The sequence below is a fragment of the Marinomonas foliarum genome (assembly GCF_016906065.1).
Lineage (GTDB): Bacteria > Pseudomonadota > Gammaproteobacteria > Pseudomonadales > Marinomonadaceae > Marinomonas > Marinomonas foliarum.
In genome coordinates this window covers 1,696,839-1,714,054 of sequence record NZ_CP070273.1, presented here as the reverse complement: position 1 = coordinate 1,714,054, position 17,216 = coordinate 1,696,839, and the positions used below count along the sequence as shown (strand labels likewise).

Sequence of the window (17,216 nt, the reverse complement as noted above, 5' to 3'; positions counted from 1 at the left end):
TATGCTCTTGTACTAAGCGCTGTTAGAACAAGTTCTCTAGTACATTATTTTCCTGTTTCTCTTCTTGTGCTTCGTTACCATTACCATTGTTGTTAGAGGCTGGCAAATTTAGCTCTCTTTGTGCTGGCACGTGGTCTCTTCTAAATATCTCGAAAATTGCATTAGACTGGCCAGGAAGTGCCCGCTCACCTGTATTTGGGTCGATTCTTACTGTAACCAAAGAGGATGGTTTTGCTACATAAGAAGGTTCTGTACCTTTAAGTGCTTCACGCATGTAATCGATCCAAGCTGGTAGTGATACTGATCCACCCCATTCGCCACGACCTAGCGGAGATGAATTGTCAAAGCCACTCCATACGGACGTCACTAATTCACCATTAAAGCCAGAAAACCAAGCATCGCGTCCATCGTTAGTGGTACCTGTTTTACCAGCAATATCATCTCTCTGGAGGACGCGAGCGCGTCGCCCAGTACCGTATTTGATTACATCTCTCATCATGTCATAAATGATGTAGTTCACTTCAGGGTCAAGCACTTGTGGCGCGACAGGTAAACTCTGAATGCCTTTAGGAGTGTTGAATAATCCCATTTGCAAGTCGCCGTCATTTGGTTTTTCTAGCATAGTGCACGTCAGGCAAACGGTAACTGGGCTCGCTTGGAATAGAGTTTCATTGTTACGGTCTATTACTTTATCAATAAGGTAAGGCTGTACTTGATAGCCACCGTTAGAGAAAACAGCGTAGCCTGTTGCGATCTGTAGTGGAGATAAGTTGGCGCTACCCAAAGATAACGACAAATTATGTGGTAACTCATTAGGATCAAAGCCAAAGCGTCTTAGGAAGTTTAGTGTAGGTCGAATGCCTAGTTCATCTAACAGACGAACCGAGACTATGTTTTGTGAGCGATACAATGCTTGGCGTAAACGTGTTGGCCCATAGAACTTGCCGCCGTCGTTGGTTGGACGCCACGCGGAGGCCAAGTTTGAATCATTAAACACCACGGGTGCATCATTAATAATGCTGGCTGCTGTATAGCCTCTGTCTAATGCGCTGGCATAAATAAACGGCTTAAAGTTTGATCCAGGTTGACGCTTAGACTGAGTGATACGGTTGAACTTGTTTTCAAAAAAGTTAAAGCCGCCCACAAGAGCTTGGATGGCGCCATCTTTACTGTTCAAAGAGATTAACGCGCTTTGAACCGTTGGCTTTTGTGCCAATATCCAGCCAAGTTTAGCGTCTGGGCGCAAACGTACAATGTCACCCGGAACCAAGACGTCAGAGACAGTGGTTGGTGTTGCCCCTTGCGAGTCTTCATTGATATAAGGCTTGGCCCATTTTATGGCGTCCCACGCTAGAGTAGCGCGTTTACCGTCGGCTAGACGAACATCCGCTGTGTTTTCATCAATGTTAATAACCAGGGCTGTTTGCCAGTTATAGAAGCGCTCTATATCTTGTAACGCTTTTTCTTGCTCTTCGAGTGGTGCTTCAACTAGATCCACTCGGGTTTCGATGGAACCGCGGTAGCCATGGCGAGTATCGTAGCTTAAAACACCATTAAAAACGGCACTGTTGGCGGCTTTTTGGCGAGTTGAATCAATGGTGGTATAGACGGTCATCCCCGTGCTGTAAAGGTCATCGCCAAAGGTGTTATACAGTTCTGCGCGAACCATTTCTGCAATGTAGCCAGCTTCAATGTCTGGCATTACTCCGTGATTCTTAGCGGTAATCGGCGCTTCAACAGCATCTTGGTAGGCGTCTTTATCAATCATGCCAAGGGACAGCATTCGCTGTAAAATCCAGTTACGGCGGATCAAGGCACGAGAAGGGTTTACAACTGGATTAAAGCGAGAGGGTGCTTTTGGCAAACCTGCTATCATTGCTAGTTGTGCAAGGTCTAGCTCGCTTAGATTTTTGCCATAATAGACTTGAGCGGCGGCTTCGAAGCCATAAGCACGATTGCCTAAGTAGATTTTATTGACGTAAAGCTCAAGAATTTCATGTTTGCTTAGCTCTCGTTCCATTTTTAAAGCAATAAAGATTTCTGTAAATTTACGTGTGTAGGTTTGCTCGAACGAAAGAAAGTAGTTACGTGCCACCTGCATGGTGATGGTACTGCCGCCGCCTTGTTTTTGACCTGTGGTGATAAGCTGCATGACTGCGCGGCCTAAGCCAAGAATGTCTACGCCAGGGTGATGGTAAAAATTGGTGTCTTCTGCCGCTAAAATGGCGTGTTCTAGATTGGTTGGTATTTCTGCGTAATTAATCGGCGAGCGACGTTGCTCGCCGAATTCTCCAATAAGCTGGTCGTCAGCAGTATAGATCCGCAATGGAATTCGAAGTTCTATGGCCTTAAGTTCATCTACGGTGGGAATGCGGTCTTTTACATTGTAGTAAATAGCATAGGTAATGCCGACGGCGCAAAGGGCCCCGAAAAGACCGAGAAAGAAGAGAATTTTAAGTGTCTTGGCCATATTAATCTAATAAATGCTGTGTGAAAAAAAGCCATTATACCTAAGATTATCCTAGAATAGGCGCTTAACTTTGCATCAAATCGTGTTATCTTGGTAAAAGTTTGGCATGGACGTCGAATTAAACGTTTTACCGAATAACCTATAATTTCAAGGATGAATGATGCGGTTAGTTTCTGCCTATTCTGTGGCTGTCTATACGGCTGAGCAGTGTATATTTTATGATTCTTTTAAGGCGGCAGAGTTAGTCGCATTACAAGCTATTAATCAGGGCAGCTCTACTCCTGATACTCTTCAATTATCTGCAATACATCAAACATTATCCCTTGAGTCTTTAGCAAAAAGAACCCCTGTCCTGATTTTGGTGCCTGATGCATGGCTTGTAGTTTCTCGATCTCAGATAGATCACCTGATTCCTTCCACATTGCTGCCTTTGGCGGCCCTCAGTTATGCGGCCGAAACCACGTTTTTGACTCCAGAGGCGGTGAAGTTCAATTACTTGCAAATTGCATTGTCGGATAAGCGTGCTGAGTTGACTGTGTTTGCTTGTTCGAATGAGTGGGCGGAACTGCTTTGTCGACCTTTTTACAATACTGCAAAGGACTGTGTGATTATGCCGTCTAGCCAATGGCTGGATATGAAAGCACCCAGCCGCCGGTCTTGGTCAAATTGTAAAAAGCAGGCTCTGTCCTCTTATCAGCCGAATAAGGTGAAAAATCAAAAAGTACGTACGTTGTTAGGTTATCTATTGATACTAAGTTTGTTCGTTCAAGGAGGAGCACTGACATATCTTTTTTCTCTCCACAAACACACTGAAGAAGCAATTTTAGCCCGCCAGGAAGTATTGGAACTTCAGTCCGCTTGGAAAGCTGTCCACGTAGAAAATGATTTCACTCAGTCTATTTTAAGCGTAGTACAAGCATTACCCAAATCGGTTCGGCTGGCTGCGGTGGAAAGTGATGGTGCGAAGGCCAAGGTTCGAATGACCCTGTCTCAATCTGATTTAGATTCAGTTTTCATTGGTTGGCAGCATCAATTTCCGCACTGGCTCTGGGAAGTAAGTCAAACCTCAAAACCCGCTGAATCTGTTCATAAAAAAGTGGAGGTATTGGATGTTTCTATCTCCATTTTTTCAGGCTCTTAGGGCGTTCTTACTTCGTATCAATCTCTCGCTTGTACTGTTGTTGATAATATTGCAGTTGGCGGTTTGGTACCCATTTATTGATAATGCTTACGATAATGCAGGCCGGCAACTTAAGTTGAAGCAAGGTGCACAGCATTCATGGAATTCCATTCAACAACAAAGCCGCGCGTTAGCAATGGCTGAGTTTGAAGATCACCCTTGGCTACAGCACCGAACAGTCGATACGGCGCAGGAAATTACTTCAATCTGGGAAATCGAGGGTGCTGCGTCTTTACCGCAATGGCAAACAGCATTGGAGCAAGTTGAGGAGCGATTCGCTTTAGCGTTGCTGTCAGTGTCATGGCAAAGAAGGAGTGGCGAGCAGTGGCAAGGAAAAATGCAATTTTCGATTCAGGCACCCAAGATGAATCGTGAATACCACAATTGGTTGCCTGCACGTATTTTGATCGAGCGCTTTATCAAAAAAGATTGGCAGCTGTTGTCGACGATGCGTACGTCTGAAAATGCCTCTGCCTTGGTTGAATATAAACATCATCGCCACTGGGTACAAGAGGGCAGTTGGTTGCCTGCGGCAGGTTTGTCGGTTGGTTCTGTATCATCTGATCAAGTGACACTTATTGCAAAAGATGGCTCCTTACAGACCTTGGCAATACGTCAGGTGGGTGATGACGATGACTAGCTTAGGTATCCGTGTGTTAGTTATTCTTTTTGTGATCGGCGTGCGTTCTGTTAATGCCATGGATGTGTATTTTGAGTCCCGTTCCTTGCAAGAAGTACTACCTTGGCTTGCTGCGCAAATGAATGAGAGTGTAGTTATAAGCCAAGAGATAGATGATGTATTAACTTTGTCGATCAAAAATGCGAGCTGGAAAGAGGTGATGGAAGCTGTTGCTCAGCCGCCGCACTTACGTCTTGAATGGCAAGGATCTGTTGCTGTATTGATGCCCAACACCATTGACGAGGTGCCTGAAAGTAACATCGCGAAGGCACTTTGTCAGCAAGCTTACTGGGTATTGAAACATGCCAAAGCAGAGGCTGTAGGTGTGCACTTACAAACGTTATATCCTTCGCTTTCTTTGGTTGTTGATAATCGGACCAACTCGATTATTGCCTCATCGTGTGAATCATTTGAAGGTATTCGTGAAACCTTGGCTTGGTTAGATGCGCCGTTAAGGCAGATTGAAATCAGTGCGCAAATTGCACAAGTTAGTCGTACGGCGCAATCTCAGTTTGGTGTTAATTGGCAAGCAAAGTTGTCAGACGGTGTACGGTCTTCGCTGGGTGGTGCTGTGGATTTGGGGGCTCTTGCGCCTTCAACAAGCTTGAGCTTTTCTAATGCTGGTGGCTCTGGATTGTTGGCCTTCACATTGGATATGATGGAGGGGGAAGGTTTGGCTAATGTGGTGTCCAAACCTAAGATTGTTACTTCTGAGGGGCAGCCTGCTCGAATTGAATCGGGTACGGAAGTGCCATATCAAACCGTTACTGACGATAAAGTTAGTATTGAATTTCGCCAAGCTGCACTGATGTTGGAAGTAACGCCTTTTGTAAAAGAAGGAGAGCATATTTTGCTATCCCTCAACATTCACCAAGATTCTGTTGGCGATCTAGTGAATGGCGTTCCTAGCTTGAAAACCAATCGTTTAAAAACGCAGGTTGTAGTGAAAAACCAAGAAACACTTGTTTTAGGGGGAATTTTTCGTGAAGAGCGCTTTGAATCAGAGAGTCGAGTGCCCTTCTTTAGCGCGATTCCATTGCTGGGTGAGCTGTTTAAAAGGCGATCAGAACAGCAAGAAAAGGTTGAATTACTTGTATTTATTACGCCAAAGCTGCTACAAATGTCAGTTAACTAGGCCGCAGTCTAATTCTGCTTAATTCCGATGTAATTGAATACAATGATAAAAGCCCCCAATATTATTTTAGTAGGCCCGATGGGCGCTGGAAAAACGACAATAGGCCGTTTGATTTCACAGTCAATGGATAAAGACTTTTATGACCTAGATAAAGTCATAGAAGATAACGCTGGTGCTGACATTCCTTGGATCTTTGAGAGGGAAGGCGAAGACGGATTCCGTAAACGTGAAACGCAAGCTTTGGCGTCTGTTGCACAGTCAGATAAAGGTGACAGTGTCTTGGCGACTGGCGGCGGAATTGTGATGCGTGAAGAAAACCGAGATATTCTCCGTGAAAATGCTCTTGTTGTGTATTTATACGCATCTGTTGCTCAGCAGTTATACCGAACATCCAAAAGCACTCATCGTCCGCTACTGCAGACAGGTGACCCTAAAGCAACACTCAAAAAGTTGTTTGAAGTTCGTGACCCTTTATACAGAGAAGTGGCGACCTTGGTTATTGAGACCGACTCTCGCCACCCAAGATCTGTTGCCAACAAAGTTTTAGATGCTATTAAGCGACATTTAAAAGAGGAGACAACTACATCCTAATGCGCACATTAACCGTTGATCTGGATGATCGTAGCTACCCTATTTATATTGGCCGTGGCATACGTCAGCAAAAAGCTCTTTTTGATGAAGCGATTCATGGCAAACAAGTCATGATAGTGACAAATGACACAATTGCCCCTCTGTACCTAGACGCCATGGTTACCATGCTGTCAGAAGACTACAAGGTCGATATCTGTGTTTTGCCTGATGGTGAAGCGTTTAAAACACTAGATACCTACGGCATGATAATGACATCATTGCTGGAAGCTAAGCATAACCGAACTACGACAGTGATTGCTTTAGGTGGTGGTGTTGTTGGTGATATGGCTGGGTTTGCAGCTGCGACGTATCAACGTGGCGTCCCATTTATTCAGGTGCCTACAACTTTATTGTCTCAAGTAGATTCCTCTGTAGGTGGTAAAACGGGCGTAAATCATCCGCTTGGTAAGAATATGATTGGGGCATTTTATCAGCCTCAAGCGGTGATTATAGATACTGATAGTCTGTTAAGTTTGCCACAACGAGAGTTGTCAGCGGGTATGGCAGAAGTGATTAAGTATGGTTTGATTTGTGATGTGCCATTTTTTGATTGGTTAGAACAAGAGATGCCTGCTTTGATGTCATTGGACAATGAAAAAATCAGTGAAGCTATTTATCGCTCTTGTTTGGCTAAAGCCAATGTTGTTGCTCAAGACGAAAGAGAGGGCGGTATTCGTGCGATCCTCAATTTAGGTCATACTTTTGGGCACGCCATTGAAACGCAAATGGGTTATGGTAACTGGTTGCATGGTGAAGCTGTAGCGGCAGGAAGTGTATTAGCAATGGATCTTTCATGGCGCATGGGCAATGTCTCCTGTGAAGACTTTGGTCGTGCTGTTGCCCTGTTTAAGGCGGCTAAGCTGCCAGTATTGCCACCGGTTGATATGACTCAGGCTCATTTTGTTGAGCGTATGGCATTAGATAAAAAAGTATTGGATGGAAGTTTGCGTTTGGTGCTACTTGGCGCCCTAGGTGAAGCCATTGTAACATCTGATTTTCCAATGGAAGATTTCAATGCCTGTCTAATGGACGCGCTTGAAGCGAGTAAGCAAGCTAACCTCGCCATTTCTTAATGGCGACTTATTGTTGAAGGACGATTATGGCAAAGCCAGACTTTCAGTTTGATTTAGAGGATGCGCTTAATCAGCCGCCAAAAGCAACGCTGAGGGATCCTTTTGGCTCGAAAGACGCATCGGTTTACTTTGCGTCTGAAGAAGGCAATCAGCAATTGGCTTTGCTAGAACATTTAAGTCGTTACAGTAATTTGCTGTCTGTTGTGCAAGGCCCACAAGGCAGCGGTAAAAGTCGTTTTCTTATGGAGTTCGCGCGCCATCAAGACGACACAACCATTGTCAGCCATGTGAAAGGCACCATGTTAATGACGGCAGGCCAGTTGCTGCAGGCCATATATGCTGGATTTTCAGGTCACTTTACTCAGCCACCTAATGAAACTACTTTTGGACCTTTGCTTAAGTTCTCTCATGATTTAGAAGAAAAAGGCCAAGCGGCATTGGTATTAATTGATAATGCTCAAGAATTAAATACAGACGCTGTCAGCATGCTACTGGATATGATGTCTTTAGCGACAGACAATCAAACGGTGCCGCATGTGGTGCTGTTTAGTGAGTATTCACTTTCTCGAAATCTAGACTCTTATCAAAGTTCTCGTTATGAACAATTAAGCCATTCTTTCACGCTTGCCCCTTATTCACTGGAGCAAACGAAAGCCTATTTATTGCATCGTATTCGCGCGGTAAGCGGTGGCATTAACCTGCCCTTTAATGACAAGCAGGTGAAACAAATTTATCAAGAATCGAGTGGTTATCCTGGTCGAATAAATCAAGCGGCGCAGGCGTTAATGGGGAATGGTAATAAACCCGCGAAATCGGGTATGCGCTTCAATCTTGCTATGGGGTTCCCGTTAGCACATATGGCGCTCTTGTCTGTGGTGATGCTAGGTATTTTGGTTGCTGTGTTGTTTTCTGATAAGCCGGATACATCAACTACTACTGCTGATAGAGCCAGTAATGTTATTCCTTTAAGCCCAAGGCAAGGTCAATCATCGGCGGAAACTATTGCTAGAATTGATGCTATGCAGCGCAAAATCGGTCAAGAAGGTGATGTGGTTCTTCCACCGATTCCAACTAATTCATCGTTACCAGCCATTAGTACTTCGCGATCGTTGCCAGCGACAACACCATCAATGACAAATAATGCCATTTCTACGGCACCGATTCGTTCAGAAGTACCTGAAGTGGAAGCGGCACCGCAAATCGAGGAGACGTCAGAAGTTGTCTCTCCGAGAGCTGAGCAGGCAAACCTGAAAGTTACCCAAGATCCTTTTGATAAGACGGAATGGTGGCTTTCTCAAAACCCAAATCGATACACATTGCAGCTACTGGGAACGCATAATAAGGGGACCGTTCAGGACTTTATTCGTGATCAAGGTGGCGTGGATGCGTTTGGGTACTTTAAATCGAAACATAATGGCAGGGACTGGTTTGTTGTAGTTTATGGTACGTATCGTAATCGCAGTGAGGCCATAGCGGGAGCCGAATCTCTTCCAAAAGATATCCGCGACCTCAATCCTTGGGCGAGAAGTGCTCGAGGCATTCAGGACGATATTAGGAAAGCTCAGTGATATCGACTGAGTGAAGTATAAAACGCCGTATAAATGGCGTTTTGTGACGCTTTTGTATAGTCATTATCTAAATTTAGTAAAAATCACTGTAATCCTCTGAAAAACTTGAATGAACAGTGGAATTTTCTGTTTGCAAAAACTCCCACCATAGATAATTCTCTAAGTCGCCGCTATTTGACGCTAAAACCCCTATAAAAACCGTCTAAATAACATAAAGCAGGGCAGTGCTAGTTTGAGTAGTGCTCTTTGTCAGGGTAGTATGATCGTCCATTTCGGTGGTGTTTTGGGTAGATGATAGTCATTCTCGAAGCGAAAGCATTCGCGCTTTTTCTTTTTAACCCAGCCACTTGATAATCGAATTAATATCTAATCTTTATTATTTTTACGTTTCAACTGTGGGAGTTGGTGTATGAATGCAGGCCTTTATCGTCCTGGCGAGTTCAAAGACAACTGTGGCTTTGGCTTAATTGCGCATATGGAAGGCAATACCAGCCATGAATTACTTAAGACAGCCATTGAATCTTTGACATGTATGACACACCGTGGCGGTATCGCTGCAGATGGTAAAACAGGTGACGGCTGTGGTCTTCTTATCCAGAAGCCGGATCTATTTTTACGTGGTGAAGCACACGCTTTATTTAATCACACCTTGTCTGACCTTTACGGTATTGGCATGGTGTTTCTTGATCAAGATGAAACATTAGCTAGCGAACAGCGTGAAACCTTAACAAAAAAACTGACTGACGAAGGGTTGAATGTTGTGGGTTGGCGTGAAGTGCCAATCGATGCATCTTGTCTTGGTGTTATCGCGATGGATTGCTTGCCTCGTATTGAGCAAGTATTTGTCGACAGCAACCGTATGGATGCTCGTACTTTTGCAACACGTTTGTTTGTCGCTCGTCGTCAAGCTGAAATCGCGCTGGCAGAATACGAAAACTTCTACATCTGTTCTTTGTCCGACAAAGTGTTGGCATACAAAGGCCTGATGATGCCAGTGGATTTGCCCTTCTTTTATAAAGATTTGGGCAACGAAAAAATGCAAACAGCGATTTGTGTTTTCCACCAACGCTTTTCTACTAATACGCTTCCTAAGTGGCCATTGGCTCAACCGTTCCGCATGTTGGCGCATAACGGTGAGATCAATACCATTGAAGGTAACCGCAATTGGGCGTTAGCTCGAACTAGCAAATTGCGTACACCATTGATTCCAGAGCTACAAGATCTTCAGCCTTTGGTTAACTTAACGGGTTCCGATTCTTCTTCCATGGATAACATGTTGGAAGTCTTGGTAACGGGTGGCGTAGATATTTTCCGTGCGGCGCGTTTGATCATTCCACCAGCGTGGCAGAACGTTGAAAACATGGATCCAGAGTTACGTGCTTTCTATCAGTACAACTCTATGCACATGGATCCTTGGGATGGCCCAGCAGGCTTGGTAATGACCGATGGTCGTCATGCTATTTGTATGCTTGACCGTAACGGTTTGCGTCCTGCGCGTTGGGTTATCACTAAAAATGGCTTTATTACGCTTGCTTCTGAAGTCGGTACTTATGGCTACAAATCAGAAGACGTTGTGTCGAAAGGCCGTGTTGGTCCTGGACAAATGTTGGTAATCGACACTCAAAACGGCAAGGTGCTGCACACGGATGACATTGATAATCGCCTTAAATCCATGCACCCATATAAAAAATGGTTGAAGCAGGAAGCGATTCGCATCGAATCTTTGTTGGAAGAATCGTCTCTTGAGTTTGAACCTTTCACTAAAGAAGAAATGTCCACTTATCAAAAGATGTTCCAAGTGTCTTTTGAAGAACGAGAGCAAATTTTCCGCCCTTTAGCTGAAAGCGGTCATGAAGCCGTTGGTTCTATGGGTGATGACACGCCGATGGCCGTTATGTCTAGCCAAACTCGCCCAGTGACAGATTATTTCCGTCAGAAGTTTGCACAGGTGACCAACCCACCAATTGATCCACTACGTGAATCTGTGGTGATGTCGTTGGAAACGTGCATCGGTGTAGAGCGAAATTTATTTGAAGAAACGCCAAAACACGCCAATCGAATTATCTTGTCTTCACCTGTATTGTCACCACGCAAATACAGCCGTTTGTTGGCATTAGATGATCACCGTTTCCGTTTGGTTCGTGTGAATACAAATTACAATCCTGAAAAAGTTTCCCTTGAGCAAGCGATTAAAGACTTGCAAGTAAAAGCGGAAGAGGTGGTACGTAATGGCGCAGTTATCTTGGTCTTGACGGATCGTGATATCGAAAAAGGCCACTTGCCTATCCCTGCTCCAATGGCAGTGGGTGCTGTGCACCATCATTTGTCTAAGCAAGGTTTGCGTTGCGATTCAAATATCATTGCAGACACAGGTTTTGCTCGTGATCCTCATCAGTTTGCTGTGTTGTTAGGTTTTGGTGCGACAGCGGTTTATCCATACCTTTCTTATCGTTTGATTAACGACATGGTCGATAAAGGCGAAGTTTTGGGTGATCCAATTGCTTGCCACGTTAAATACCGTAAAGGTATTAACAAGGGCTTGATGAAGATCATCTCTAAAATGGGTATTTCGACGATCGCTTCCTATCGTGGTGCGCAGTTATTTGAAGCCGTAGGTTTGGATACGAAAGTGGTCGACCTATGCTTTAAAGGCGTTCCAAGTCGAATTAAAGGTGCGCGTTTTGAAGATTTCCAAAAGGATCAAGAATCCATCGCGAATAATGCATGGAAATTGCGCAAACCAATTCAGCAGGGCGGTTATCTAAAATACGTCCACGAAGCGGAATATCATGCCTTTAACCCAGATGTCGTGCGTAACTTGCAAGTCGCCGTAGGCAGCGGTCGCTTTGAAGATTTTACCAAATACACCGATCTAGTGAACAATCGTCCTGCGTCTATGTTGCGTGACTTGTTTACTTTATCTGATAAAGCGAAAGCCATTGCGTTGGACGACGTTGAATCTATTGAGGCTATTCTTCCTCGTTTCGATTCTGCAGGTATGTCCTTGGGGGCCTTGTCACCAGAAGCACATGAAGCGCTAGCGCAAGCGATGAATGAATTAGGCTGTCGTTCTAACTCTGGAGAGGGTGGTGAAGACCCTGCTCGTCACGGTACTGAGCGTCGCTCTAAGATCAAGCAAATCGCCTCTGGCCGCTTTGGTGTGACTCCAGAGTATTTGGTTAACGCTGAAGTGCTACAGATTAAAGTGGCACAAGGTGCGAAACCGGGTGAAGGTGGTCAGCTACCAGGTGGTAAAGTAAACGGCTTAATTGCTCGTCTACGCTATGCGGTTCCTGGTGTTACCTTGATTTCACCACCACCGCATCACGATATCTACTCGATTGAAGATTTGGCTCAGCTGATTTTCGATTTGAAACAAGTTAACCCAGACGCTTTGGTGTCGGTGAAACTGGTTTCTGAGCCGGGTGTTGGCACAATCGCTGCGGGTGTAGCGAAAGCTTACGCGGATTTGATTACCATCTCTGGTTATGACGGTGGTACAGCCGCGTCGCCAATTACGTCAATTCGCCATGCGGGTTCTCCTTGGGAATTAGGTTTAGCAGAAGCACAACAAGCGCTTCGTTCTAATGATCTTCGCGGCAAAATTCGCCTGCAAACTGACGGTGGTCTAAAAACTGGTCTGGATGTTGTGAAAGCGGCAATTCTTGGCGCAGAGAGCTTTGGCTTTGGTACGACACCAATGGTTGCCATGGGTTGTAAGTTCTTGCGTATTTGCCACTTGAACAACTGTGCTACGGGCGTGGCGACTCAGGATCAAATGCTGCGCGATGAGCACTTCATCGGCACCGTTGAAATGATCAAGAACTTCTTCTGCTTTATGGCGGAAGACACACGTCAATGGCTAGCTAAATTGGGTGTGGCTCGTCTACAAGATTTGATCGGTCGTACTGATCTACTGGCTATTTTGCCAGGTGAAACGGACAAGCAGCGCAGCTTAGATCTATCTCCAATTTTGCAAAACGATCTGATTCCTGCTGACAAAGCACAATACTGCAACTCGCCGTTTAACCCTCCACACGATAAAGGTCTGCTGGCTTTGAAAATGTGGGATGCAGTGAAAGACGTAGTGGAAGAAAAAGAAGGCGGTGAGTTTGCCTTTGACGTAACCAACTGTGACCGTTCTATCGGTGCGCGTTTGTCTGGTGAAATTGCGAAACGCTATGGCAACCAAGGCATGTCTGATGTGCCACTAACATTGAAATTGACTGGTACTGCAGGTCAGAGCTTCGGTGTATGGAACGCTGGTGGTTTGAATATGTACCTAGAGGGTGATGCTAACGACTATGTTGGTAAAGGTATGACTGGTGGTAAGTTGGTTATTCGCTCTCCGAAAGGCTCAATGTTCAAATCGCAAGACTCTGCCATTATCGGTAACACCTGTTTGTACGGTGCGACGGGCGGTAAATTGTTTGCAGCGGGTACGGCTGGTGAGCGTTTTGCGGTACGTAACTCAGGTACGCATACGGTTATAGAAGGCGCTGGCGACCACTGCTGTGAATACATGACTGGCGGTATGGTGACAGTACTTGGTAATACGGGTTACAACTTTGGTGCGGGTATGACAGGCGGTTTCGCTTATGTACTCGATTTGGATCGTACCTTCGTAGATAAATACAATCACGAATTGGTGGAAATTCACCGTATCGGTACGGAATTAACGGAAGAGTATCGTTCACACCTTCGCTCTGTGATCGAAGAATATGTCCGAGAAACTAACAGCGAATGGGGCCAAGAGATCTTAGAGAACTTCTACGACTACATTGGCAAGTTCTGGCTAGTGAAACCAAAAGCCGCCAGTTTAGGTGCGCTATTGGCTAACACTCGTCAACGTCCGGAATAAAACACGCTGTTATAGCGCTTGGTTTGTAATGAAACGAACCAAGCGTTGTGAATGAATCAGTCTGACCCATTTGAGAGAAGCGCCGCTTGTTTACAGGCGGCCGAGGAGATAGCAGCTTATGTCTGAGCGCTTGAACAACGCATTTCAATTCGTCGAAGTGGATCGTAAGGATCCAAAAAAGAAGCCTTTAATTACGCGCAAAGGGCAATTCGTCGAAATTTATAAACCATTCGAAGAAGCGGGAGCGAAAGATCAAGCACATCGCTGTCTAGAGTGTGGCAACCCTTATTGTGAGTGGAAATGCCCAGTACACAACTACATTCCAAACTGGCTGAAGTTAGTAAGCGAAGGTAGCATTTTAGAAGCAGCGGAGTTGAGTCATCAAACCAACTCTTTGCCAGAAGTCTGTGGTCGTGTTTGCCCACAAGACCGTCTTTGTGAAGGTGCTTGTACTCTTGGCGAAGGTGGCTTTGGTGCGGTTACGATCGGTTCTGTTGAAAAATACATTACAGACACCGCGTTTGCTTTGGGCTGGCGTCCAGATATGTCCAACGTTGTACCGGTTAACAAAACCGTTGCGATCGTTGGTGCAGGCCCTGCTGGTCTTGCCTGTGCGGACATCTTGGTGCGTAACGGCATCAAGCCTGTGGTTTTTGACAAGTACCCAGAAATCGGTGGTTTGCTGACCTTTGGTATTCCAGAATTCAAACTGGAAAAAAGCGTCATGACACGTCGTCGTGAAATTTTTGAAGAAATGGGTGTGGAGTTCGTTCTTGGAACGTCTGTTGGTGACGATGTGCCGTTTGAACATGTATTGGAAGAGTACGATGCCGTGTTCCTTGGCATGGGTACTTACAAATACATGAAAGGCGGTTTCCCAGGTGAAGACTTACCAGGTGTTCATGACGCCTTGGATTACCTGATTTCTAACGTCAATCATTGCCTAGACTTCGAAGAAGACGAAGCTGATTACGTGAACTTAAAAGGCAAGCAAGTCGTTGTCTTGGGTGGTGGTGATACGGCGATGGACTGTAACCGTACCGCGATTCGTCAAGGCGCGAAAAGCGTGACGTGTGCGTATCGTCGTGACCAAGAAAACATGCCCGGTTCCCGTAAAGAAGTACAAAACGCAAAAGAAGAAGGTGTTCAGTTCCTTTTCAACCGCCAACCAGTAGAAATCATTGGTGATGGTAAAGTGGAAGGTATCAAGGTTGTCGAAACACAAATGGGTGCGCCTGACGAAAACGGTCGCCGTACGGCTGAGATTGTAGAAGGCAGTGAGCAGATCATTCCTGCAGACACCGTATTGATCGCTTTTGGTTTCCAAGCGAGTCCAGCGCCTTGGTTCGAAAAATTCGGCATCGAGACTGACGCTCGTGGCCGTGTTGTCGCACCTAAGAAAGGCAAATTCATGTTCCAAACGACCAACGAGAAAATTTTTGCTGGTGGCGACATGGTACGTGGTTCTGACTTAGTGGTAACGGCTATCGATGAGGGTCGTAAGGCTGCGGAAGGGATTATGGATTTCCTAGACGTTTAATCACAAGGCCGCTAACTTGTGGAGTTGTGAGTTAAAGCGCCAATCAGATTTCGTCTGGTTGGCGTTTTTGTTTTGGTGATTTGTTAGTTGAATCGATCCAAATCTCGCTCCGTGTCGTATGAACTTTATCAACTTACAACAACAGGCTACTTATGTTTTCTTTTCTTAAGTCCGACCCGATTAAAAAACTCGATAAAGAATATGGTGAGTTACTAGAAAAAGCCATGCAAGCCCAACGCAGTGGCGACATCCGACTTTATTCAGAACTGACGGAGCAAGCCGAAGCGGTGAAAGCGAAAATAGACGAAGCTAGGTCAGCATAAAAGGAATCAAAAAAACGCGGTGCCATGTTAGTGGCGCCGCGTTTTTAATTATAGTGCATAAATTGTGAGCGCTTGGCTCTTTTTAAGATTAAGACGGTGTAGCGTTGTCCATTGGACGAACCAGCGCCAAACTCTCTTCCGCAAACCCTGTACCGGCTTCGGTATAGAAGTTGAAGACGTTGTCTATGCCGCTGTTGATGAGGATCTCTCTTTCATCCTGGTAACGTGCTATGGCTGCGATTTGGCCTGTGTAGTTGGCTTTACGTAGCTGTATGGCGACATTGGTGGTGTCTTCTGCTGCTGGTAGAGCAAGCAATACTAAATCAATGCGAGAAGTGTCCAAGCGCTCCCATAAGTCGGCGTCTTCACCGTCTCCGTAGAAGACGTTTTCTTGGTCGGCTTGCATTTGGTTAATACGGTTCCGATCGGCATCCATACCGGCTACGGTATCCCCAACAAAGCCTTTTAACGATTCAAATGCACCACGGCCAACTCGACCTAAACCCACGACAAGGATATCGCTGTTGACTGGCTGTACGAAACGGTCTTCAGGTAAACAATCTGAACTTTCAAAACGGCGAATGACGTCTTTGTTTTTACGGTACATGCGATGAACGTTGCGATACAGAACGCTGGTGATGACGAAAGAGAACGAAACGGCGAGAGCCAAAATAACCAGCCATTCTTTTTCTAACCAGCCGTTCGCCACACTCAGAGCAACGACAATTAAGCCAAATTCGCTGTAGTTAGACAGAATCATTGACGATAGGAAAGAGGTTCGACCACGTAATTTCATCTTGGTTAACAAGATAAAGAAGAGCGCATATTTCACTAAGATGACTAAGGTGAGAATCAAGCTCATGCCGATCATGCTTAATGTTGGTAGGGCGGTAAAACCAATGGATAAAAAGAAGCCAATTAAGAACAAGTCTTTGAAGTTCATTAGGGACTTATTGAGCTCAGCGGCTTTAGAATGAGAAGCCAATAGAATACCGAAAATCAGCGCCCCTAAATCGCCCTTAACGCCCACCAAGTAGAATAGCTCGTAGCCACCTAGCGCAAGAAACAGTCCTGTTAATGGAAGCATTTCGCCATGACCTGCCTTGTCGACGATCTTGTTAATAATAGGTCGAATCAGCAGTAAGCCAAATAATCCAAGCGCCCAGATAGACGGAACCTTACCTGTGGCTGCGACAAGGAAAATAACCGCCACTATGTCCTGCATTACCAAAATGCCAAGAGACAATTGTCCGTGACGTGTTTTTAATTCGCTACTTTCCTCTAAGAGCTTCATGACACAAACAGTACTGGAGAAGCTGAGCGCAAAACCAATAAGCGCCGCGGTTTTGAAATCCAGCACGCCAAAGTAGGGCAGACTTAATGTGCCAAGTAGTAAGGCTATACCGGCAAACATTATGGTGCTTATGCCCATATGACTAAGTGTCGATGCCCAGACTTCTCGTTTTAAAAGATCCTTAACATGTAATTTCAAGCCGATGCTAAACAGCATCAGGGTAATGCCAATGTTGGCAAGAGAATCCAGAGTATTGCTTGGCTCTAATCCTGCGTAATTAAGTAGAAAGCCAGCCAACAAGAAACCTATTAGTGGCGGTAAATTGATTAACTTGACAGCCAGTCCGCAGGCGAATGCGAATAAGATCCAAATGAATTCCATAGATTCCTACTGATATCCAGAGTGGTAAAGGGGAATTTTATCATACGGAATTTGTTTAAGCCGCGCAGCACGTAATGTAGAA

Annotated in this window: 11 protein-coding genes; 9 read left to right on the top strand and 2 right to left on the bottom strand. The window is 45.2% G+C overall.

What is annotated here, in order from left to right:
• Positions 1-22 precede the first annotated feature (22 nt).
• Positions 23-2,470: a penicillin-binding protein 1A gene (locus tag JSY38_RS07930; protein WP_205116359.1), complete on the bottom strand. Its 2,448-nt coding sequence runs from the start codon at positions 2,468-2,470 to the stop codon at positions 23-25.
• Between the two features lie 160 nt (positions 2,471-2,630).
• Between JSY38_RS07930 and JSY38_RS07925 the strand changes: the two genes are divergently transcribed.
• The 9 genes from JSY38_RS07925 (at position 2,631) to JSY38_RS07885 (ending at position 15,459) form a co-directional block, all read left to right on the top strand.
• Positions 2,631-3,611 (top strand): hypothetical protein, encoded by a 981-nt coding sequence (locus JSY38_RS07925; protein WP_114411488.1) that lies wholly within the window; start codon positions 2,631-2,633, stop codon positions 3,609-3,611.
• Positions 3,580-4,290, top strand: coding sequence for a hypothetical protein (locus JSY38_RS07920; protein ID WP_205116357.1), 711 nt, complete (start codon positions 3,580-3,582; stop codon positions 4,288-4,290). The genes JSY38_RS07925 and JSY38_RS07920 overlap by 32 nt, the downstream gene beginning before the upstream one ends.
• A complete protein-coding gene (locus tag JSY38_RS07915; RefSeq protein ID WP_205116355.1) occupies positions 4,283-5,464 on the top strand; it encodes a type IV pilus secretin PilQ in 1,182 nt (393 codons plus the stop codon). The genes JSY38_RS07920 and JSY38_RS07915 overlap by 8 nt, the downstream gene beginning before the upstream one ends.
• 42 nt (positions 5,465-5,506) lie before the next feature.
• Positions 5,507-6,055 (top strand): shikimate kinase, encoded by a 549-nt coding sequence (locus tag JSY38_RS07910; protein WP_114411491.1) that lies wholly within the window; start codon positions 5,507-5,509, stop codon positions 6,053-6,055.
• A complete protein-coding gene (gene aroB / locus JSY38_RS07905) occupies positions 6,055-7,167 on the top strand; it encodes a 3-dehydroquinate synthase (RefSeq protein WP_205116353.1) in 1,113 nt (370 codons plus the stop codon). The genes JSY38_RS07910 and aroB overlap by 1 nt, the downstream gene beginning before the upstream one ends.
• A 26-nt stretch (positions 7,168-7,193) precedes the next feature.
• The gene (locus tag JSY38_RS07900) at positions 7,194-8,735 is read left to right on the top strand and encodes an SPOR domain-containing protein (protein ID WP_205116351.1); all 1,542 of its coding nucleotides are present in this window, start codon (positions 7,194-7,196) and stop codon (positions 8,733-8,735) included.
• Positions 8,736-9,144: 409 nt separating this feature from the next.
• Complete coding sequence (gene gltB, locus JSY38_RS07895) at positions 9,145-13,596, top strand: glutamate synthase large subunit (RefSeq protein ID WP_114411494.1); 4,452 nt, start codon at positions 9,145-9,147, stop codon at positions 13,594-13,596.
• 118 nt (positions 13,597-13,714) lie between these two features.
• Positions 13,715-15,136 (top strand): FAD-dependent oxidoreductase, encoded by a 1,422-nt coding sequence (locus tag JSY38_RS07890; protein ID WP_205116349.1) that lies wholly within the window; start codon positions 13,715-13,717, stop codon positions 15,134-15,136.
• Positions 15,137-15,288: 152 nt separating this feature from the next.
• Positions 15,289-15,459 carry a DUF6435 family protein gene (locus tag JSY38_RS07885; RefSeq protein WP_114411496.1) on the top strand — a complete coding sequence of 57 codons (171 nt, stop codon included), beginning with the start codon at positions 15,289-15,291 and terminating at the stop codon, positions 15,457-15,459.
• Between the two features lie 88 nt (positions 15,460-15,547).
• Here the strand turns inward: JSY38_RS07885 and JSY38_RS07880 are convergent, their stop codons facing one another.
• On the bottom strand, positions 15,548-17,134 hold the full coding sequence (locus JSY38_RS07880) for a cation:proton antiporter family protein (RefSeq protein WP_205116346.1): 1,587 nt from the start codon (positions 17,132-17,134) through the stop codon (positions 15,548-15,550).
• Between the last annotated feature and the right edge of the window lie 82 nt (positions 17,135-17,216).